At 44.0% G+C, this 21,166-nt stretch carries 13 protein-coding genes and 1 CRISPR repeat array (1 of these 14 cut by a window edge); of the genes, 12 read left to right on the forward strand and 1 reads right to left on the reverse strand.

Annotated features, from left to right (window positions below; translation table 11 throughout):
• The first annotated feature begins 100 nt into the window (after positions 1 to 100).
• From C510_RS0105420 to bioD, 4 genes are read left to right on the forward strand one after another with little or no spacing between them, the layout of a single operon-like run.
• Positions 101 to 1,255, forward strand: a complete 1,155-nt coding sequence (locus tag C510_RS0105420; RefSeq protein WP_018710320.1) for an 8-amino-7-oxononanoate synthase — start codon at positions 101 to 103, stop codon at positions 1,253 to 1,255.
• A gap of 21 nt (positions 1,256 to 1,276) precedes the next feature.
• A complete protein-coding gene (locus C510_RS0105425) occupies positions 1,277 to 1,942 on the forward strand; it encodes a DUF452 family protein (protein WP_018710321.1) in 666 nt (221 codons plus the stop codon).
• Entirely contained in the window at positions 1,927 to 2,730 is an 804-nt protein-coding gene (gene bioC / locus C510_RS0105430; RefSeq protein WP_018710322.1) for a malonyl-ACP O-methyltransferase BioC, read from the forward strand. Before C510_RS0105425 ends, bioC begins: the two co-directional genes overlap by 16 nt.
• Positions 2,727 to 3,374: a dethiobiotin synthase gene (gene bioD / locus C510_RS0105435; protein ID WP_018710323.1), complete on the forward strand. Its 648-nt coding sequence runs from the start codon at positions 2,727 to 2,729 to the stop codon at positions 3,372 to 3,374. The genes bioC and bioD overlap by 4 nt, the downstream gene beginning before the upstream one ends.
• Before the next feature lie 2,099 nt (positions 3,375 to 5,473).
• Here bioD and C510_RS0105445 read toward each other — a convergent pair.
• Positions 5,474 to 7,558 carry a glycoside hydrolase family 20 protein gene (locus C510_RS0105445; protein WP_018710325.1) on the reverse strand — a complete coding sequence of 695 codons (2,085 nt, stop codon included), beginning with the start codon at positions 7,556 to 7,558 and terminating at the stop codon, positions 5,474 to 5,476.
• Between the two features lie 210 nt (positions 7,559 to 7,768).
• Here C510_RS0105445 and cas6 point away from each other — a divergent pair, with 210 nt between their 5' ends.
• The 8 genes from cas6 to cas2 are packed head-to-tail and all read left to right on the forward strand — an operon-like array spanning position 7,769 to position 15,462.
• Positions 7,769 to 8,434: a CRISPR-associated endoribonuclease Cas6 gene (gene cas6, locus C510_RS0105450; protein WP_018710326.1), complete on the forward strand. Its 666-nt coding sequence runs from the start codon at positions 7,769 to 7,771 to the stop codon at positions 8,432 to 8,434.
• Between the two features lie 20 nt (positions 8,435 to 8,454).
• Complete coding sequence (locus C510_RS0105455) at positions 8,455 to 9,006, forward strand: hypothetical protein (protein WP_018710327.1); 552 nt, start codon at positions 8,455 to 8,457, stop codon at positions 9,004 to 9,006.
• A gap of 4 nt (positions 9,007 to 9,010) precedes the next feature.
• A complete protein-coding gene (locus C510_RS0105460; RefSeq protein WP_018710328.1) occupies positions 9,011 to 11,146 on the forward strand; it encodes a CRISPR-associated helicase/endonuclease Cas3 in 2,136 nt (711 codons plus the stop codon).
• Between the two features lie 2 nt (positions 11,147 to 11,148).
• Entirely contained in the window at positions 11,149 to 12,480 is a 1,332-nt protein-coding gene (locus C510_RS0105465; protein ID WP_018710329.1) for a hypothetical protein, read from the forward strand.
• 2 nt (positions 12,481 to 12,482) lie between these two features.
• Complete coding sequence (locus tag C510_RS0105470; RefSeq protein WP_025892583.1) at positions 12,483 to 13,598, forward strand: hypothetical protein; 1,116 nt, start codon at positions 12,483 to 12,485, stop codon at positions 13,596 to 13,598.
• A 58-nt stretch (positions 13,599 to 13,656) separates the two neighbouring features.
• Positions 13,657 to 14,169: a CRISPR-associated protein Cas4 gene (gene cas4, locus C510_RS0105475; RefSeq protein ID WP_018710331.1), complete on the forward strand. Its 513-nt coding sequence runs from the start codon at positions 13,657 to 13,659 to the stop codon at positions 14,167 to 14,169.
• Positions 14,166 to 15,182 (forward strand): type I-B CRISPR-associated endonuclease Cas1b, encoded by a 1,017-nt coding sequence (gene cas1b / locus C510_RS0105480; protein ID WP_018710332.1) that lies wholly within the window; start codon positions 14,166 to 14,168, stop codon positions 15,180 to 15,182. Before cas4 ends, cas1b begins: the two co-directional genes overlap by 4 nt.
• Before the next feature lie 16 nt (positions 15,183 to 15,198).
• Complete coding sequence (cas2, locus tag C510_RS0105485; protein ID WP_025892580.1) at positions 15,199 to 15,462, forward strand: CRISPR-associated endonuclease Cas2; 264 nt, start codon at positions 15,199 to 15,201, stop codon at positions 15,460 to 15,462.
• 215 nt (positions 15,463 to 15,677) lie between these two features.
• Positions 15,678 to 21,166: a CRISPR direct-repeat array (repeat unit 29 nt; unit sequence CTTTTAATCGTACCTTATGGAATTGAAAC) (it continues 2,601 nt past the right edge of the window).

Here is a 21,166-nt window from a genome sequence, read left to right on the forward strand (position 1 = left end):
TTTTGAGCCGGCGGTTTTTCTTTTTGTTACCTTTTTCTTTTGGACGCCCAAAAGAAAAAGTAAGCCCCAGTCAACTGAAACCTAGTCAACTCAAAGAAATATGGACTTCATGCACCAACAACTCCAACAACTGGAAGCGGCCAGCAACCTGCGTCACCTTCCAGCCCTCATACACGACGGCCGGGACGTCATCGTCAACGGCCAGCGCATGCTGAACCTCTCCTCCAACGACTACCTCGGACTGGCAGCCGACCGCCGCTTGCGGGAAGCATTTCTGGAGACACTGACCCCCGATACCTTCCTGCCCACCTCCTCGTCGTCCCGCCTGCTCACCGGCAACTTCACCGGCTATACCGAGCTGGAGCACGAACTCGCCCGGCTCTTCGGGACAGAAGCTGCCCTGGTATTCAATAGCGGGTACCACGCCAATACCGGCATCCTACCCGCCGTCAGCGATGCCCAGACCCTCATCCTGGCCGACAAGCTCGTACATGCCAGCCTGATTGACGGCATCCGCCTCTCGGCAGCCCGGTGCATCCGTTACCGGCACAACGACCTCGCCCAGGCCGGCCGGCTCGTCGAAGAGCATCACCAAGCCTATAGCCGGATTATCCTCGTCACCGAGAGCATTTTCAGCATGGACGGCGATGAAGCCGACCTGCGCGCACTGGTAGCCCTGAAGAAACGGTACGACAACCTCCTGCTCTACGTCGACGAAGCCCACGCCTTCGGCGTACGTGGCCCGCAAGGACTGGGTTGCGCCGAAGAAGCCGGTTGCATCGGCGACATCGATTTCCTGGTAGGCACCTTCGGAAAAGCCGCCGCTTCCTCCGGAGCCTACATCGTCTGCCGCCAAGTGGTACGCGACTACCTCATCAACCGGATGCGTACCTTCATCTTCACCACCGCCCTGCCCCCCGTCAACATCGCCTGGACCCTATTCATCGTGCGCAAGTTGGCCGACATGCGGGAACGGCGCGCACACCTGGCACACATCGGCCGCCTGTTGCGCGATGCCCTGACGGCACGGTCGTACGCCTGTCCCAGCACCAGCCACATCGTGCCCTTGATGGTGGGTCCGAGCGCCGACACCGTCCTCCGTGCGGACCAGTTGCAACGCCACGGCTTCTATGCCCTTCCCGTGCGTCCGCCTACGGTCCCCGAAGGCACCTCCCGCATCCGCTTCTCCCTGACGGCCGGTGTCCGCGAAGACGAAATCCTCCGGCTCATCGCCTGCATCCCCGAAAAGTCCTGAACCCTTTAAAACGAAAATTCCATGAAACAGATATATCTGATACACGAACATCATCCGCGTCTCCTGCTCTTCTTTACCGGCTGGGGAGCCGATGAAACCCCTTTCAAGAACTACCGTCCCGCCGATAGCGACTACATGCTCTGCTACGACTACCGGACCCTCGACTTCGACGCCTCGCTCCTGACGGAATACACCGACATCCGGGTGGTAGGCTGGTCGATGGGCGTCTGGGCGGCCACCCGCATCATGCCCCGCACCCCGCTTCCCGTCAGCCGGCGGATAGCCATCAACGGCACCCCCTTCCCCATCGACGAGACCTGCGGCATTCCTCCCGCCATTTTCCAGGGAACCCTGGACGGGCTGACCGATGTCTCCCTCCACAAGTTCCTGCGCCGGATGTGTGCCGATAGCGCCGCCTTCAAGGCCTTCCTCCAACGCACGCCCCGTCGTCCACTGGAAGAGTTGCGCGAAGAGCTGGCCTCCATCGCCGCCCGGTACGCCGCACTCCCTCCGTGCGAAGCGGTGTGGGACCTCGGTGTAGTAGGCACCGCCGACCGCATCATCCCTCCCGCCAACCAGGTACAGGCGTGGCAGAAGTTGGGCGTACCCGTCTGCCAGACCGCCGATGCCCATTACCAGGAAGCGTTGTTTCACCGATACCTGCAAGACGTATGGACAAACGACTGATAGCCGAACGCTTCGCCAAAGCCCGCGGCACCTACGATCGGGAAGCACGGGTCCAGCAGCAGGTGGCCGAGAAGATGATGCGGCTGGTCCTTCAACACACCGGAGGGGATGCCTTCCACTTCCGGAACGTCGTGGAGTTCGGTTGCGGCACCGGCAGCTATTCCTCCATCCTCCTGCACACCCTGAAGCCCGAGACCCTACTGCTGAACGACCTCTGTCCGGAGATGGAAGAATGTGTAGAAAATTTACTGGTCGAGAGCCTGATTTCCGAGAGAGGACAGACTGCCTGCCACGGCCTGGTTCGTTTCGTGGCCGGCGATGCCGAGGAACTGGAGTTCCCTTCAGGGACCGACCTGATGACCTCCTGTTCCACCCTGCAATGGTTCAACGACCCGGCCGCTTTCTTTGCCCGTAGCCACCGCTTCCTGAAGCCCGGCGGCATCCTGGCCTTCACCACCTTCGGACCGTCCAACATGCACGAAATCCGGAGCCTGACGGGTCACGGACTGGACTACCTGCCCCTGGACGAAGTACGGCGGCTGGTCGCATTGCATTTCGATGTCCGCTACGCCGCCGAAGAAGTTGTTTCCCTCCCCTTTGCCGACCCGACGGCCGTCCTCCGTCACCTGAAGCTGACCGGCGTCACCGGCACCGAGAAACGGACATGGACCCGCAGACGCCTCCAGGCCTTCAGCGAAGACTATACCCGCCGGTTCGCACAGGCAGACGGAAACGTCACCCTGACTTATCACCCCATTTATATCATCGCTCAAAACAAAACCTTATGAATACACAGCACATTTATTTCGTGAGCGGCATCGATACGGATGCCGGAAAGAGTTATTGTACAGCCTGGCTGGCCAAGGAACTTACCGGCGAAGGCCACCGGGTCATCACCCAGAAGTTCATCCAGACCGGCAATGTCGGCCATAGCGAAGACATCGACCTGCACCGCCGCATCATGGGTACGGGTTACCTGCCCGAGGACCGGGAAGGGCTGACCATGCCCGAGATTTTCTCTTATCCTTGCTCGCCTCACCTGGCCGCCCGCATCGACGGACGTCCCATCGATTTCGACAAGATTGAACGGGCTACCCTCGAACTGGCCCGCCGCTACGACCGGGTGCTGGTGGAAGGAGCCGGCGGTCTGATGGTTCCCCTTACCGAAGATTTCCTCACCATCGACTATGTGGCGCAGAAGCATTATCCGCTCGTCTTTGTCACTTCGGGCAAGCTGGGCAGCATCAACCATACGCTGCTGAGTTTCGAGGCTATCCGTAGCCGGAACATCGTTCTCGATACGGTGCTTTATAACCTTTATCCGCCGGTGAAGGATACGACTATCCAGGAGGATACGCAGGCGTATATCCGGCGCTACCTGGAGAAGTATTTCCCGGGTACGCGGTTCCTCACGGTTCCGGCGATTCGGTAAGGCGTCTCCTTTTACTTTTTCTTTTGGACGTCCAAAAGAAAAAGGTAACAAAAAGAAAAAACGCCGGCTTCCGTTTGGGGTCGGCTCCGAAGCGGTTCCCGGCGGAAACGCAGGAACTCGCTTCGCTCAAACAGCCTGCGTTTCTTCTCGCCGCTCTCCGCTCCTCCGCTTTTTCGCCCCCAAACTAAGGCCGGAACCATCTTCCTCTGTAGGGACGTGAATTGTCCCCCCGAATGTATTTCACCCCATAACTTTTCCCGATTCAATCCCCACTACTACCATCCCCTGTACGAAACCTATACAATCACAGATGTAGGGACGCACGGTCCGTGCGTCCTAAAAACCAACCAGCTATACACTGGCTTTTAAATCATCCCCACACATGAAGTTAGTTGACGAATGATTAAGCCATCTCTGTTTTTCATTATTCATTATTCATTCAATTGACTTAAATCAATAAATCAGGGAGATAATGCAGAATTTCCACGGGTGATGCATCCGGTTTTTCCGAAAAGTGATACCTTTGCACCGTAATCAAAAACAAAACTCCCTTTTACTTATTCTCACACAGGCACTACTCCATAGGTCAAAGATATACTTCACATTTCAACGGGTAAGTGAATCACTCCAAGATATTTCAGGTAATAGTTTTTAGGAAGGGAAAAAGATTTTTTCAGGACTCGTTTTCAGGATAACATTTTCAGGATAACTCACACATCGGCATTCTTTCTTCAATAGGTATTGAGCCTTGGCCGGCCATTCGTATATCGGTAGTATCACAACACGTTAACTAGACAACTTTTATATATTATCTCCACTACACAAACCATCATTTACACGCAGGACGTTGTTGGCTCAATACGACTTCTATATCTCATGAAACGCTCTTCCCGAAAGTCTGGATGATTTTTCGGAAAGGGCGTTTTTCGGTTTGATGCTCTTTTACTTTTTCAAGGTGCTTTTACTTTTTCTTTTGGGCGTCCAAAAGAAAAAGGTAACAAAAAGAAAAAACGCCGGCTTCCGTTTGGGGACGGCTCCGAAGCGGTTCCCGGCGGAAACGCAGGAACTCGCTTCGCTCAAACAGCCTGCGTTTCTTCTCGCCGCTCTCCGCTCCTCCGCTTTTTCGCCCCCAAACTAAGGCCGGAACCATTTCTCTCTGTAGGGACGCACGGTCCGTGCGTCCTAAAACCAACCACCTATACACTGGCTTTTTAATCATCCCCACACAAGAGGTCAAGGAATACATGCATGAACTGAAGGTGTCATCGTCGGTGAAAAAGAGGACGCACGAGCCGTGCGTCCCTACACGAAACAACATCGCTCTTCATTGATTACAGGTTTGACTACCCAAATGCATTTCACCCCATAACTTTTCCCGATTCAATCCCCACGACTACCATCCCCTGTACGAAACCTATACAATCGCAAATGTAGGGACGCACGGTCCGTGCGTCCTAAAAACCAACCAACTATACACTGGCTTTTAAATCATCCCCACACAAGGGGTCAAGGAATACATGCATGAACTGAAGGTGTCATCGTCGGTGAAAAAGAGGACGCACGAGCCGTGCGTCCCTACACGAAACAACATCGCTCTTCATTGATTACAGGTTTGACTACCCAAATGCATTTCACCCCATAACTTTTCCCGATTCAATCCCCACGACTACCATCCCCTGTACGAAACCTATACAATCGCAAATGTAGGGACGCACGGTCCGTGCGTCCTAAAAACCAACCAACTATACACTGGCTTTTAAATCATCCCCACACAAGGGGTCAAGGAATACATGCATGAACTGAAGGTGTCATCGTCGGTGAAAAAGAGGACGCACGAGCCGTGCGTCCCTACACGAAACAACATCGCTCTTCATTGATTACAGGTTTGTCTACCCAAATGCATTTCACCCCATAACTTTTCCCGATTCAATACTCCACGACTACCATCCCCCTCTACAAACCCTATACAATCGCAAATGTAGGGACGCACGGTCCGTGCGTCCTAAAACCAACCACCTATACACTGGCTTTTAAATCATCCCCACACAAGAGGTCAGTTGACGAATGGACAAGGTCTCCCCGTTATTCATTATTCATTATTAATTAACCACGATTTCATCGGTAAAGAGCCAGGCACCCGGACGAGGATTCTTCACGGCATGTACACGGACGTAACGGGCCTCTCCCTGGCACACCGTACCGTATTCTTTCAGGAGCAGCTTGGGCACGTCGTCGGGGATGTCGCACCATGCGGTTCCGGCGGGTGTGAACGTCTTTCCGTCTACCGACAGAGATACCTCCACCTTTTGCGGCACGTGTACCCAGGCACCCGGCGAATGCATGAATGTGGCCCCCACGTAGTGTACCGGCTGCACCTTCCCCAGGTCGACGGTTACATCGAAATCCTCCAGCGTACCCTGCCATTTCTTGTCGCCGTAGGTCCATCCGCCGCAGATACCGTCGGTCAGGGTCGTCTCTCCGGCGGCGGGATATTGCGGGCTGTACGGCAGGTTGTAGATCACCTTACATCCCTTACCCAGATGCGTAACCGGAGCCAGACTCTCGCGCCGTTCCCCGTATTCGTTGGCCAGGTCGAAGGTCGTGTATCCCTGTGCCCGGAGCAGGTCAATCAGCCCGAGGGAACGGTTGCGGAAACCAGCGTAGTCCTTCTGTTCCGGCCGGCTCCAGCCGATTTCGGCAATGGCGAACGCCCGCGGATAATACATGTATTCCGCATGGTCATCCTCCGTGATGTATTCCGACCACAGGTTCCCCTGAAGCCCCAGCAGATGAGCCGCCTCTTCTTCCGTCAGGCCCTCCTCCACCGGTTCGTAGCCATAGACCTTCTCCAGCGGGCTGTACCCACCGATGGAGACCGGTTCCTTGAAGGGCGCGTCCTGCGCATAGTCCAGGTAGCAGGTACTTCCCGGTGTCATGATCACGTCGTGTCCCGACTTCAGCGCCCGGATACCGCCTTCCGTTCCCCGCCAGGACATCACCGTAGCGTTCGGTGCCAGTCCCCCTTGCAGGATCTCGTCGAAGCCGATCATCTTCCTCCCCTTCGAGTTGATGAACGCCTCGATGCGGTGAATCAGGTAACTCTGCAATTCGTCCACATCCTTCAGCCCCTCCTCCTTCATCCTCCGCTGGCAATCCGGACAAGTCTTCCAACTGCCCTTTCCCGCCTCGTCACCTCCGATGTGGATATACTCCGAGGGGAACAGGTCGATGACCTCCGTCAGCACATTCTCCAGGAAGGTGAAGGTAGCCTCCTTGCCCACACAGAAGTCGCTATGCCGGTAAGGCTCGCCCGTACACGAGAGTTCCGGATAAGCCGTCAGCACCTCTTCGCTATGTCCCGGCATTTCGATTTCCGGAATCACCTGGATGTGCCGTTCTTCGGCGTATGCCAGCAGTTGGCGGATATCCTCCTTCGTGTAATACCCCCCGTAGGCTCCCGGCGTATCCTGCTCACAATACCTGGTACCGGCCTCGCACCAGTCCATCCACGAGCGGTTGGGCCGCCATGCCGCGAACTCCGTCAGGCGCGGATAGCGGTCAATCTCCAGGCGCCATCCGGTGCCGTTGGTCAGGTGCAGGTGCATCTTGTTCAGCTTGAGCAGCGCCATGGCATCCATCTGTTTCATCAGGAATTCCTTGGAGCGGAAATGTCGGGACACGTCGAAGTGCAGTCCCCGGTATGCGAAGCGCGGCCGGTCGTCCACCGTGCAGCACACCAGCCGGCGGTTCCTCCTCTCCTCCGTCATTTGCAGGAGGGTCTGTAAGGCATAGAAGGCACCGGCTTCTCCGGCAGCCCGTATCGTAATCCGTTTCGGAGTAATCTGTAGGGAATATCCTTCCGCCGTCCGGTCGTCCTCCGCTTCCCCCTTGCGTGGTTTCCTGTCAGCAATTTTTATCACCACATCGGCCTTTCCCGCCTTCTCCACCGGTATCCATTTCAGGGGACCCTGCTCCAGGTAGCCGGTCAGTTGTTCCGCCCGCTCCCCTTCGATGTAGCAGGTCATACCCTGTTCGGGAACGATAAACACTCCCTGTTCCAGTTCGATGTTCACAGGTATCGGAATCACCCGAAGCGGTGTTCCGGCCACGGAGGTTTCCCCTTCCGCCGCATAGACAGCCAGTGCCAATCCGACTGCTGCCAGGCTTGTAAAGATTCTATTCATAGTATGCTAGCGTTAACAAACGATGTACAAAGATAATCGGATGTGGTAAATATAGCGGATTTTATCCGTACAAAAGTTGTTGCGGAACAAATTGTTTCAGGGAGTATGGAGGGATGTGTTGATAAACATAGTCGAAAAGGGAAAAATTTCCTTTAAATTTCCTATTTTCGTTGAAAAGTATTAAAATGAGGCATATAATATTCAACAAATATGAGGATACATTTAAGAACTACAGCAAATACCCAAACAATCCCATTTAATTACCAACAGAAATTAGTTGGTACAATACATAAATGGTTAGGGAAAAACGAGTTGCATGATATTATGTCTTTGTATTCATTTTCGTGGCTACATAATGGCAAGCAGGTTGAAAAAGGATTTAATTTTACTGATGGAGCATATTGGTTTATTAGTTTTTATGATGATGCAAAGCTTAAAATAATAATAGATGAAATACGTAGAACACCTGAACTATTCAATGGAATGAGAATAACAGATATATCAATTGAAGAAACTCCTGATTTCAATTCCAAAGAAATTTTTTCTTTAGGCAGTCCTATTTTCCTGAAAAGATCCTTTCCTGAAAATCTAAAGGACAAACATTACACTTTCGAAGATCCTGAATCGAATGATCTAATGAAAGAGACATTACTTCATAAAATGCAAAAGGCTGGCCTACCTAGCGATAAGACTCTTGAAATAGGATTTGATTTAACATATGAAAAGAAAAAAATCAAGTATATCAATTACCGCAACATAAGAAACAAAGCAAGCTTATGTCCTATCTATATAAAAGGGAAACCTGAAACAAAAGCTTTTGCCTGGAATGTTGGAATAGGCAACTCTACAGGCATTGGATTTGGAGCAATATACTAACTTGAAAAAATCAATATATCATGTATTACGTTGTCAAATATACAGGAAAGTTTGGTTTTATAAAACCTTGGACAGCTGTTCGTGACGGATTGACCTATAGCCAACAGTTTTTGTCTCCGTCCACATTGGAGGGTATCGAAAAGAAACTCTTTCCTGAGACTCTTTCTCAAAATGGTGTGATAAGTAAAATAAAACGTTATCGGTTATCTTACTCATCCATCGACGTGCAGCAAGAACAGACTCAAACAAGGGGATTCAATGGCAAGAAAAAAATACGGGAAAAGGCTGTCCTGAATCGGGGAATTATGATTGACCCCATATTGTATTTGGCATTTGAAGATTATGGTGAAGCATTAAAGGCAAGCACGCAACATGTCTGTTTGTGTCGTAATGAAGATATACTCCTTCCAGATTCCATGATTAAAGAGATGGATGAAAGCAGCTTTAATTCCATTAAGGGGTTTGAAATGCGGTTTGGCAAATCAAAGCAATCTTTTATGGTTGGATACAATCGGTTTGATAATACACCTATGTACGGTTGGCTGGAGATAGACGGCCAATCTATATTGTGATTATATGGGGAATAGCTATGATTACATATTAGCCAAGCATGAGGATAATGGTTTGATTCCTTTGTCTGAACATTTGCTTTTGGTTGCCATTGCAGCCGAAAGTATAGCACGCAATATCGGTCTTGACGCTTCTTTAGCTAGAAAAGGTGCTATATTGCATGATATAGGCAAGGCAAGTAGTGTTTTCCAAAAGACATTGAAACATGGGTATGTACGCCCTTGTGATTTTATTTTCAGACATGAAATTGCTTCTTTGTTCTTTCTTTCAATTTTAGAAGAGGAGGAAAGAAAAGTCGCCATCGAAATGATAGTGGCACACCACAAGTCCATTTATAAAGATATACATGAACTGGGATTGCTTGACTTGGAAGATATGGAAGACAGTTTCGGCATCCATTCCAAAGATTTCACTTCATGGGTACCTGATGCTTTAGGTATATTGTCTTCATTAGGTTTAGCCGTTCATGAGATTACTTTAGACGAAGCAGAAGACAATTACAATTATGCGCTATCCTATTGTGAAAAGATTGGTTTAGGTTTTTCTGTATGGAAAGGAGTTTTGATGGGAGCTGATCATTTGGCATCAGCTTTGGGTGATAAAACAGAAGATGAAATTGGCAAATTATTTATCTTGCCAGACCTATCTTTTTATTGCAGACAAAACAGTTTATATCCTTTATCTTTATGTAAGGTAGATGATGCGCGTAAACATACGCTTGTTACAGCACCGACAGGAGCTGGAAAAACGGATTTCTTGTTGAGGAGATGTAAAGGACGTATTTTTTACACATTGCCTTTCCAGGCATCGATTAATGCTATGTATGACCGCTTGAAATCAGATTTAAAGGATACGAACGCACAAATCCATCTCTTGCATGCGGCTTCTAATCTGAAATTGGAACAGGGGAAATGGGAAGAACGTATTATGCAAAAGCACATAGGTGCCTCCATTAAAGTGATGACTCCTCATCAGATGGCTTCTATTGTCTATGGAGTAAAAGGATATGAGGCAATGCTGGCCGATTTATATAGATGTGATGTTATATTGGATGAGATACATACTTATTCTAGTGAAATACAAGCTATCGTATTAAGAATCATTGAAATACTGGCAAATATTGAATGCAGGATACATGTGGGAACAGCCACAATGCCTCGGATTTTATATAATCGGATATTAGAAATACTTGGTGGACCGTCACAAGTATATGAGGTGTATCTTTCTTCTGATCAGTTGAATGAATTTAATAGGCATGTGATTCATAAAATAAATGAATTGGAAGATGCTCTCCCAGCAATGGAAAAAGCTCTTTCTGATAATAATAAGATTCTCGTGGTATGTAATCAGGTCAAGAGGGCACAAGCAGTTTATCTGTCGCTTCAAACGGATTATCCGGATATTCCTATCATGTTAATTCATAGTCATTTCAAGAGGATAGACCGTCAACATTTGGAAAATAGTTTGAAGAACCATTATAACATCAGTAAGGAAGCATGTATAGTGGTATCAACCCAAGTCGTTGAAGTTAGTCTTGACATCAGTTTTGACATGATGATAACGGAATGCGCTCCAATCGATGCGTTGATTCAGCGATTTGGTCGGATAAACAGGAAACGTAGCCGTGAAACGATAGGCCATTATAAACCGATTTATGTGATGGCTCCTTATACGGGAAATGACGCACTGCCATACGATGAAGAGGTCCTTCAGAGAAGTTATGCAGTTCTACCCAATGGGACAGTCTTGGAAGAAAACAAGGTTCAACAGATGTTGGATGAGGTCTACCCTGATACCCGTTTCATGAACATCGATTATTCAGGTGTCATTTTCAAGGATAATCAATGGATACTTAAGAAGTTATGTCACCGTGCCAAATCGACTTTGTTGGAGGCACTGAATATCAACTCTGTATCTTGCATTTTGGAATCGGATGTAGAATCGTATAAAGAGGGAGATAGTGGTGAACGGACTAAAATGGAGATACCCATGAGTTTTAAATCTGTAGGATTTAATCATCTACAAGTCGTAAAAGTGGGAACGTATCCATTTGTGGTACCGGATAAAAGTTATACTGAAAGTATGGGACTGGATTTGGCTTATGCCAAACCTGAATATTATAAACAGTTTGAAATGTTGTAAGTATGGTAACATCTGTTATTGGTAAAATATTTTTGGAAGCATATAATACGAGGTATGGTACTTCGTATAGTGCGGAGCAGTTTTTCCTGGAAGTCTTTTATCCATTGTTTTTTGATAGTAATAAGTATCTGTATTGGGCGCAAAATTCTCCTTTTGTTCAGTTAGAACAGTTAGGGAAGGGAAAGAAACAGAAGATTGAGACTTTGACGCAAGAAGAAAGAAAACAAAAGTTAAATACTTTTATAAACAAGGTTATGGAAAAAGGATGTTCTGACGCAAGTGTGGCTATTGGATATCCTGCATCTGATGAAAAGGAATTTGCTACAACTTCGGGACAGGTTTCAAATCTTTCTAATAAGATAAGTAGAGAAGATGTTTTTTACTCTTGGTTTGGGGCAGCACTTGGAGTAGGAATAGAAGGTAATGTAAAAGACTATAAAGGTGGATTGTCTATTCTATTTTATGATAGAAATATACTTCTTGACATATATGATGGATGGAATATTTATAGGGAACTTCTGAATAATAATGAAAAATTGCCTGGTAATAAGATTGTAACATGGAATGGCAATTGGTTATCGCATAAATACAGTAGAGGTTTTGATAAAAATAATTATATGGCGAATTTTAATCCTTTTGTATTGAAAGGACAAGATTTTACTATAAAAACAGTTTCATGGACAAAAATCTTAATAGGTATAGCTCGTAAGTATAAGAATATAAAATTATTGGGATATGTATATGGATTTGGACAAATGAATATAACTATTGGTTTTATTCCTTTTGATTTATCACAAATTATAGCTCCTGTTGATTTGTATACAAAATTTTTTGGAATAGAATCGGGGAGAAAAGCTGAGAAGTTATGGGGAACTGCTCAAGCTTTCTCGGAAGGATGTAAAAAAGGAGTAATTGGTCTTTATGCAATGGAACCTAAAGGATTGAAGGAATATTTGGAAGGAGAAATACCAAAATTATCCGATAAGGAAGAACAAATAATAAATTTTAATGTATATCAAAGTTGGATTATGGCAATGTTAAACAATCAAGAATTATGGGATAAAGCTCAAGAATTTGCATTTGAGCTTTATGAATGTTCAAGTGCTAAAAGAGCTAAAACGGTGAATGAGAATAAAGTTAGGATGGTGTTGGAAGCAAACAATAAGATGAGCTTTATGAAAAATATGGTCAATGTCGTTGAAAGTGCAGATAATGTGGAGAAATTGAAAGAAATAGCTTCAATTGTTAATACTATGCCTTCTGACAATGTACCATATTTTCTTACTTTAATCAGATTTCATTACGCAACGTTTACTAATATTAAAAAGAAATGATTATGAATCCTTACATTTATTTGCGTGCATTGAAACATGCAGAGCATACAGTTTTTTGTGTTCAAAAGGGACAAAAGACTTATTATGATGCTCGGTTTAATAAGTATTTACCTCTTTCAAGTGGTCAACAGGTTAAAAGGTCTGTCCTTCAGTTGTTGACAGATAATTTGAATGTACCAGTATCCCCTGTTACATTCAATTATGAAATCGAAATAAAAAAGGAGAATAATAAGATATTGAAGCCTAAAGAGCCTTGGGCTACTTGTAATCCTACCTATGTAGATCAGCTTATTGGTGGGTGGATGCGAGCCAAAAATATGGCTATAAGTAGTGATAATGAGGAGGAGTCAGAGCAGAAAGATGAAAAAAGTGTATTAAAACGTCGAAGCCCTTTGTCTATATCTGCTATGCGTCCATTGCATCCTTTATTAGCTGGAATTGATGAAGAGTGTATTTCGTTTGATAGAAGCGATCATCCTGATTATCATCCTGTAAATGTTCGTATAAAGGGAACTAATAAATTATTGACAGAAGAAGAAATTGAAGATTTTTTGGATAAAAATAATCGTTCTTTGAACCGTAGAATTTGGATTCCGGATAACAAAAGGACAACTGGTCTTTTTGTTTATGATATTGCGATTGATTTGCGTACTTTATTTTGCGTATCTACGAATCAGCATGAACCGGAGATTAGAAAAGAAATGATTAGTTTCTTAAAAGAGAAAGGCTGGGTAGAAAGTATGAATGCCTTTGGGAAGTGTTTGGTTTTGCCTAAAGAAGAACGTGAAAAAGTAATTCCTGCATTGGCAGATGCTTTGATCAATTGGAGAATCACTTCCAATCAGGCTCGTACATTCAGTTTGATGGAAACATTGGCGGTTGCCATAAGTGATAATGCAAATACAATCGCTTCTGCTATCCGTGCGAAATTGGTTGATGATGGTGAAAAGCCAAAGGCTAAACCGATAGTGGATGAGAATGCGGGTGCTGAATTATACGTTACTTTGCCTTGTGCCAGCTACATTGTGACAGAATCGGAAACTGCCGAGGCGTTGGAAAATGCAAAGAATTCTCTAATAAGCAGAATGATGGCATTTGACTATGAACATCAATTATAATGACTAATTACATGTACCAATGACCTTTTGAAAAGTCATTGGTACATTTCAACTTTATATGAAAATCACCGGCACACATTTCAACTATTACCAAGTATGCAAACGTAAGTTATGGCTGTTTGCCAATGGTATTAATTTCGAACACACCTCCGACCTGGTGTTCGAAGGTAAACTCATCCACGAAGACAGCTATCCACAACGTTCCGCCAAGTACGAAGAGATAGAATTGGATGGAATCAAAGTAGATTTCTACGATGCCAAGAACAAGGTTATCCACGAAATCAAGAAATCGAATAAAGTGGAAATCGCCCATGAATGGCAACTGAAATATTATCTTTATGTATTCGAGCAGAACGGGATAGCAGGTGTGACCGGCATCCTGGAATACCCTACCCTTCGTCGGACACAAGAAGTTTTTTTGAGCGAGCCAGACCGTTCGGAAATCGAAGATATGAAAACAGACATCGTCCGAATCATTTCCGATGATGCATGTCCACCCTTACAGAAAAAAGGAATCTGCAAAAATTGCAGCTATTATGAATTTTGTTATAGCAGGGAGGAAGAAGAATGAAAAAGACATTTTACCTGTTCAATCCAGGCATACTGGAACGCAAGGACAATACCCTAAAATTCACACCGGTATCAGAAGATGGAGAATTGCCCTCTCCAGATACACAATCACGTTACCTACCGATAGAAGACATCAGCGAATTCTATGTATTCGGTAGTCTGCGGGCTAACAGCTCCTTGTTTAATTTTTTAGGACAAAAGGATGTAGCGGTACATTTCTTCGATTATTATGAGAATTACACCGGTTCGTTCATGCCTCGCGACTCGCTGTTGTCCGGAAAAATGCTGTTGGCACAGACTGCCTACTATCAAGATAAAAAGAAACGACTGGTCATTGCCCAAAAATTTATCGAAGGAGCTGCCTATAACATGGTCAAGAACTTGAAATACTACGACCGTCGCGGCAAGGATATGGTGGACATCATCTCCCCTATTGAACAACTCAGCACAAAAATCAAAGAAACCACCAGTGTAGAAGAGCTGATGGGGATAGAAGGGCAGATCCGGCAATACTATTACGAAGCGTTCAATCTAATTATTAACGATTTCGAAATGGCTGGCAGGTCCAAACAACCTCCCCGTAACGAAGTGAATGCATTGATTTCATTCGGTAACATGGTATGCTATACCCTATGCCTGCGTGCCATCCACCAAACACAATTGAATCCGACTATCAGCTATCTGCATAAGCCGGGTGAACGTCGGTATTCACTGGCTTTGGATATTGCCGAAATCTTCAAGCCTATCATTGTTGATCGGGTAGTCTTCAAGGTACTCAACAAAAAGGAGATTCAAACAAAACATTTCGACCGGAAGTTGAACAGATGCCTACTGAACGCCACCGGCAAAAAGATTTTCATAAAAGCTATAGAAGACCGACTTCAAGAGACCATCCAGCACCGTTCGTTGAAGCGTTCGGTCAGTTATCGGCATCTGGTAAAACTGGAATGCTACAAACTGGCAAAACATCTTCTTTCCATAGAAGAATATAAGCCGTTCAAGATGTATTGGTAATAAAATATGACAGCTTATGTATGTAATTCTAGTATACGATTTCGGTGAGAAACGAGTTAACAAAATGCTTAAGCTCTGCCGGAAATACCTGAACTGGATACAGAATTCCGTATTCGAGGGAGAAATTTCTGAAGCAAAACTGAAAGAATTGCTGATGCAAAGTGATAAATTCATGGACAAGAATGAAGATAGTATCATCATCTTCAGTGGACCTTCACAGAAAGCCCTCGACAAACAAATTGTAGGAAAAGAACGAAGCAGCATTGATATTTTTCTATAGCTCATTCTTGTCGATGTAAAGCTTTTACCATTTGCAATATAACAAGTCTTATAACACACGTTCTTTGACTTATTGATACACAATCATTTACCTATATTGTCGATAGTCAGTACTTTTTTTATTATTGACTATCGACAATATTTTGATTTCTTTTTTATATATTTGCCAATACTAACAGACTGAAAACTAATAATTTTTTTATATTGGTTTGAAGGCTTTTAATCGTACCTTATGGAATTGAAACACAAACATATTGACCAGCAACTGGTCAGTAGCAACCTTTTAATCGTACCTTATGGAATTGAAACACAGTAACGGCAGCAGTATCTCCGAATTGAGCTTCCTTTTAATCGTACCTTATGGAATTGAAACTGTGCTATTATTCTTTGACCAAGAAGACACGCTCGCTTTTAATCGTACCTTATGGAATTGAAACGATGCATATGAATGCCCAACAGGCTGAATCTATTTCTCTTTTAATCGTACCTTATGGAATTGAAACATTGAAGTTACCGAAGAAGATGCGAAGGCAGCAGTACTTTTAATCGTACCTTATGGAATTGAAACTCGGAAATACAATCCAGGATAATGGATATTGATTCACTTTTAATCGTACCTTATGGAATTGAAACTATAATTATGAAAGTAGATAATATAGAAAATGTTTCTTTTAATCGTACCTTATGGAATTGAAACTTCAGCCGCGACCAACACGGGCGACCAATCAGCCGCTTTTAATCGTACCTTATGGAATTGAAACGTCGGAACCATGCCTGTAAAGAACATGATATAACTCTTTTAATCGTACCTTATGGAATTGAAACCAAGCAGAGCTGGGCACGGAGTGCCCAGCGGTGGCTTTTAATCGTACCTTATGGAATTGAAACAATGCTAGATGACCCATGCCTGCAACGGTTTTATCGTCTTTTAATCGTACCTTATGGAATTGAAACGATTTAGGCCACCATGGAAGTAATTACAGTCATACTTTTAATCGTACCTTATGGAATTGAAACAAAAACATGCTGTCCAGCATATTCCAGCAACCGCAACTTTTAATCGTACCTTATGGAATTGAAACCCTGTAGTTCTATCTGCCTTTTCTTCTTCGTAAGGCACTTTTAATCGTACCTTATGGAATTGAAACAGGTGATTATATGATACCGACTGCACTGGTTTCCCTCTTTTAATCGTACCTTATGGAATTGAAACGGCTATCCAGCGGGCTAGATTGAACAACCTCACGGCTTTTAATCGTACCTTATGGAATTGAAACTTGCGGGAAATTATAGGCCACCCTATATATATCACGTCTTTTAATCGTACCTTATGGAATTGAAACTAACTCTCTTTGAGCGCAAAACTCTTTCACGAATGCTTTTAATCGTACCTTATGGAATTGAAACGAAATCCCAGTACGTAGGTATCACCGATGCCGATATACCTTTTAATCGTACCTTATGGAATTGAAACTGCCGATAAAGAACATGGTATAGCTTGGAAAACGAACTTTTAATCGTACCTTATGGAATTGAAACATTGTAAACCGGAAAATGTGGAGCAATATCGTTTGCTTTTAATCGTACCTTATGGAATTGAAACGTCTTTTAAGTTGTTGAATTACCTTGGTTATGGTACTTTTAATCGTACCTTATGGAATTGAAACCAAGGTACACATGATGTTGAGTTTGCAACATTGACTTTTAATCGTACCTTATGGAATTGAAACCGGTGAAAAGGTTTTTGAAAGTCAATTTACCGAAGCTTTTAATCGTACCTTATGGAATTGAAACACTGACTATGCTGTGCCGGAATATGACCGTACAGGCTTTTAATCGTACCTTATGGAATTGAAACAATTCATAAGTACACGAAGTTGAGAATCATTCAGACTTTTAATCGTACCTTATGGAATTGAAACGAACTAAGGCTCGTGCTAATGAGGCTGATATATTGCTCTTTTAATCGTACCTTATGGAATTGAAACGCATATTAGATAAACGATTGGCGCTGGTTAAACTGGCTTTTAATCGTACCTTATGGAATTGAAACACCAATGATGCCACCGTTGCAGGTCAGGGGCATTTGGCTTTTAATCGTACCTTATGGAATTGAAACACGTATATTCCGCCGCCAAATCACTATACCTGCATGACTTTTAATCGTACCTTATGGAATTGAAACTGGGGGAGGGAGTTCCCTAGGTGCAGCGGCGGCACGCTTTTAATCGTACCTTATGGAATTGAAACAATACACCGCTGTACAGAACACTATCTAATTATGGCTTTTAATCGTACCTTATGGAATTGAAACAGTTGAAAGGACTATATCTCAAGACAAACACGGGTATCTTTTAATCGTACCTTATGGAATTGAAACAGGCTAACAACAAGATGGGAGGTCTGATTGTTTCCTTTTAATCGTACCTTATGGAATTGAAACGCAAGTAGTCTTTATCACCTACCCGGAAATCCGCCGCCCTTTTAATCGTACCTTATGGAATTGAAACATGCGTCCGCTGATGCGGCCGCTCTGCTGATGACCTTTTAATCGTACCTTATGGAATTGAAACACTGAATTATAAACCTCGTTTGCGGCCACATAGTTCTTTTAATCGTACCTTATGGAATTGAAACGTCTGAGCCATGGCGATAAAGTACATGGTATAACCTTTTAATCGTACCTTATGGAATTGAAACCTTCACCCAACTTGCCAGCCGCTTGACCCCAAAACACTTTTAATCGTACCTTATGGAATTGAAACTATATCATCACAGATACAAACACGCTTACACGTTCTTTTAATCGTACCTTATGGAATTGAAACTGTTTAGCAGGTCTTTCCCGTCCGCCTTGATGGAAACTTTTAATCGTACCTTATGGAATTGAAACGGTTGCGTCTATATCTGAACCGGAGGTCGGAGGCAAGCTTTTAATCGTACCTTATGGAATTGAAACTGTGTAGATATCGCTCATCTCCGAAATCGTAGCTCACTTTTAATCGTACCTTATGGAATTGAAACATCGGCGATATCCTCGTTTGTGATACCAACTTCCTGCTTTTAATCGTACCTTATGGAATTGAAACATCGATGGATATGCAATAATTCTGTGTCTTCATGCTTTTAATCGTACCTTATGGAATTGAAACTGCTGAAACCTTACTATCCGCAGCCGGCCTGGTGGCTTTTAATCGTACCTTATGGAATTGAAACAGCATTCTATGTTTCTTACGTATTCTAAAGGTGGTCTTTTAATCGTACCTTATGGAATTGAAACGTCGCATGGCTTCGATTGTAACCGCATTCAGTGCTCTTTTAATCGTACCTTATGGAATTGAAACCCATTTACAAGTGTTGTAATAGCATAATTTGTATTACCTTTTAATCGTACCTTATGGAATTGAAACTTCAAACGGTTCTACAATACCGTCACCGTCAATGTCCTTTTAATCGTACCTTATGGAATTGAAACGATAGAATCGGGCGTGAAAGACGCACATCTGTATACTTTTAATCGTACCTTATGGAATTGAAACCATCACAGCCGACGTGAAGGAAGACTGGAGAGAGACTTTTAATCGTACCTTATGGAATTGAAACGTATCTGAGTGGTCTTCCTTTAGTGTCTACTGGAGCTTTTAATCGTACCTTATGGAATTGAAACGTGTGTACAGCGGAGATCAGTCGCTGCTTACCGTCTTTTAATCGTACCTTATGGAATTGAAACATTTTTGTTTTATTACGTTATGACTTATTTGTATTGTTCTTTTAATCGTACCTTATGGAATTGAAACGCAGATCTATTTGCGTAAACGTTCAGAAGGACAGATCTTTTAATCGTACCTTATGGAATTGAAACAGTATTCTACCGCAATTAATAGGATAACCCTGCGCTTTTAATCGTACCTTATGGAATTGAAACTAAATCCTGCAAACTATCGGCTCTTTGTATCTTTTAGCTTTTAATCGTACCTTATGGAATTGAAACATCTAAATACTGATAGTATAAATCTAGAGAATCCTGCTTTTAATCGTACCTTATGGAATTGAAACGAGGTCTCATCATTACGATGCGTTCAGTTTCAAATGCTTTTAATCGTACCTTATGGAATTGAAACCTCATCTCCGAAATCGTAGCTTACGAAATCTTGACTTTTAATCGTACCTTATGGAATTGAAACAAGAAATCAGGGCCTACGTTCCTACCAGTGTGTACTTTTAATCGTACCTTATGGAATTGAAACATCACATCATGGAACAGCACCTCGACGTTATTTCTCTTTTAATCGTACCTTATGGAATTGAAACACGACTACGAAGGTGCAACCGCCAAGCAATACACGCTTTTAATCGTACCTTATGGAATTGAAACTACCTTTCAGTGAAGATTTAGCTGATAGAACAACGGGCTTTTAATCGTACCTTATGGAATTGAAACTGGTTAGATAGTATTCTGAGTTGCGGTGTAGCCGGCCTTTTAATCGTACCTTATGGAATTGAAACATGTGACCACACGGCCGCCGATGCGGCCGCTGACGCTTTTAATCGTACCTTATGGAATTGAAACGATAAAGGAAGATCTGGACGAACTTTCGGAACACACTTTTAATCGTACCTTATGGAATTGAAACATGTTACATCAGCTCCTGTGCTGACTTTCTTCATGTCTTTTAATCGTACCTTATGGAATTGAAACTAAATCCGCACAGGTTGATACGTTACCGGATTTGGACTTTTAATCGTACCTTATGGAATTGAAACCTGGAGGATATGTTAGACCGTGCCGGGAAGGAGGTTCTTTTAATCGTACCTTATGGAATTGAAACATACATTTCAGCAGGCGGTTGTATGCCTGCTGGCTGCTTTTAATCGTACCTTATGGAATTGAAACGCATAAAGCATTACATGATAAAGCTGTTAAACATACTTTTAATCGTACCTTATGGAATTGAAACAGGCTATACCTGGAGCCGAAAGCGGGACTCACGGACTTTTAATCGTACCTTATGGAATTGAAACAAAGTTGGACAGGTTCCTGTTAGGACTTAAAGAGCTTTTAATCGTACCTTATGGAATTGAAACGAGCTATACCTGCAGGTGGCCGGGAAGGTTGTCCCCTTTTAATCGTACCTTATGGAATTGAAACAAGACACAGGCACAAGCAATCCAGCGTGCTCGTCTGACTTTTAATCGTACCTTATGGAATTGAAACATACGTCTGACGGGAGCACGTGGCCGCCGATGCGGCCTTTTAATCGTACCTTATGGAATTGAAACCACCCATGGCCTTGGCCATGCGTTTACATCCACCTTCTTTTAATCGTACCTTATGGAATTGAAACTAAAGATGTTGTACGATGTTTGCAGCTTGTTCGGTCTTTTAATCGTACCTTATGGAATTGAAACTCTGTCCCTATATCATTAGAGCTTGTATCAGGTATCTTTTAATCGTACCTTATGGAATTGAAACATGCTATCGACGCTGTTGAGAAATATCTATATTCGTCTTTTAATCGTACCTTATGGAATTGAAACTACGGTATACCGGCACTAGTATATCCTTTCAGTTTGCTTTTAATCGTACCTTATGGAATTGAAACTTCTACCTGGAAGGTCTCGCTTACGCCTAAGAAACTTTTAATCGTACCTTATGGAATTGAAACTTCATGTGCACCTACAAGTTCTTGTAACCTTTTTAATCT

The organism is Phocaeicola barnesiae DSM 18169 = JCM 13652, assembly GCF_000374585.1.
Classification (GTDB): Bacteria; Bacteroidota; Bacteroidia; order Bacteroidales; family Bacteroidaceae; genus Phocaeicola; species Phocaeicola barnesiae.

Bases quoted from the DNA above. Each gene is read 5' to 3' on its own strand.
- C510_RS0105420 (WP_018710320.1), top strand. From the start codon at position 101: ATGGACTTCATGCACCAACAACTCCAACAACTGGAAGCGGCCAGCAAC.
- C510_RS0105425 (WP_018710321.1), top strand. From the start codon at position 1,277: ATGAAACAGATATATCTGATACACGAACATCATCCGCGTCTCCTGCTC.
- bioC (WP_018710322.1), top strand. From the start codon at position 1,927: ATGGACAAACGACTGATAGCCGAACGCTTCGCCAAAGCCCGCGGCACC.
- bioD (WP_018710323.1), top strand. From the start codon at position 2,727: ATGAATACACAGCACATTTATTTCGTGAGCGGCATCGATACGGATGCC.
- C510_RS0105445 (WP_018710325.1), bottom strand. From the start codon at position 7,558: ATGAATAGAATCTTTACAAGCCTGGCAGCAGTCGGATTGGCACTGGCT.
- cas6 (WP_018710326.1), top strand. From the start codon at position 7,769: ATGAGGATACATTTAAGAACTACAGCAAATACCCAAACAATCCCATTT.
- C510_RS0105455 (WP_018710327.1), top strand. From the start codon at position 8,455: ATGTATTACGTTGTCAAATATACAGGAAAGTTTGGTTTTATAAAACCT.
- C510_RS0105460 (WP_018710328.1), top strand. From the start codon at position 9,011: ATGGGGAATAGCTATGATTACATATTAGCCAAGCATGAGGATAATGGT.
- C510_RS0105465 (WP_018710329.1), top strand. From the start codon at position 11,149: ATGGTAACATCTGTTATTGGTAAAATATTTTTGGAAGCATATAATACG.
- C510_RS0105470 (WP_025892583.1), top strand. From the start codon at position 12,483: ATGAATCCTTACATTTATTTGCGTGCATTGAAACATGCAGAGCATACA.
- cas4 (WP_018710331.1), top strand. From the start codon at position 13,657: ATGAAAATCACCGGCACACATTTCAACTATTACCAAGTATGCAAACGT.
- cas1b (WP_018710332.1), top strand. From the start codon at position 14,166: ATGAAAAAGACATTTTACCTGTTCAATCCAGGCATACTGGAACGCAAG.
- cas2 (WP_025892580.1), top strand. From the start codon at position 15,199: ATGTATGTAATTCTAGTATACGATTTCGGTGAGAAACGAGTTAACAAA.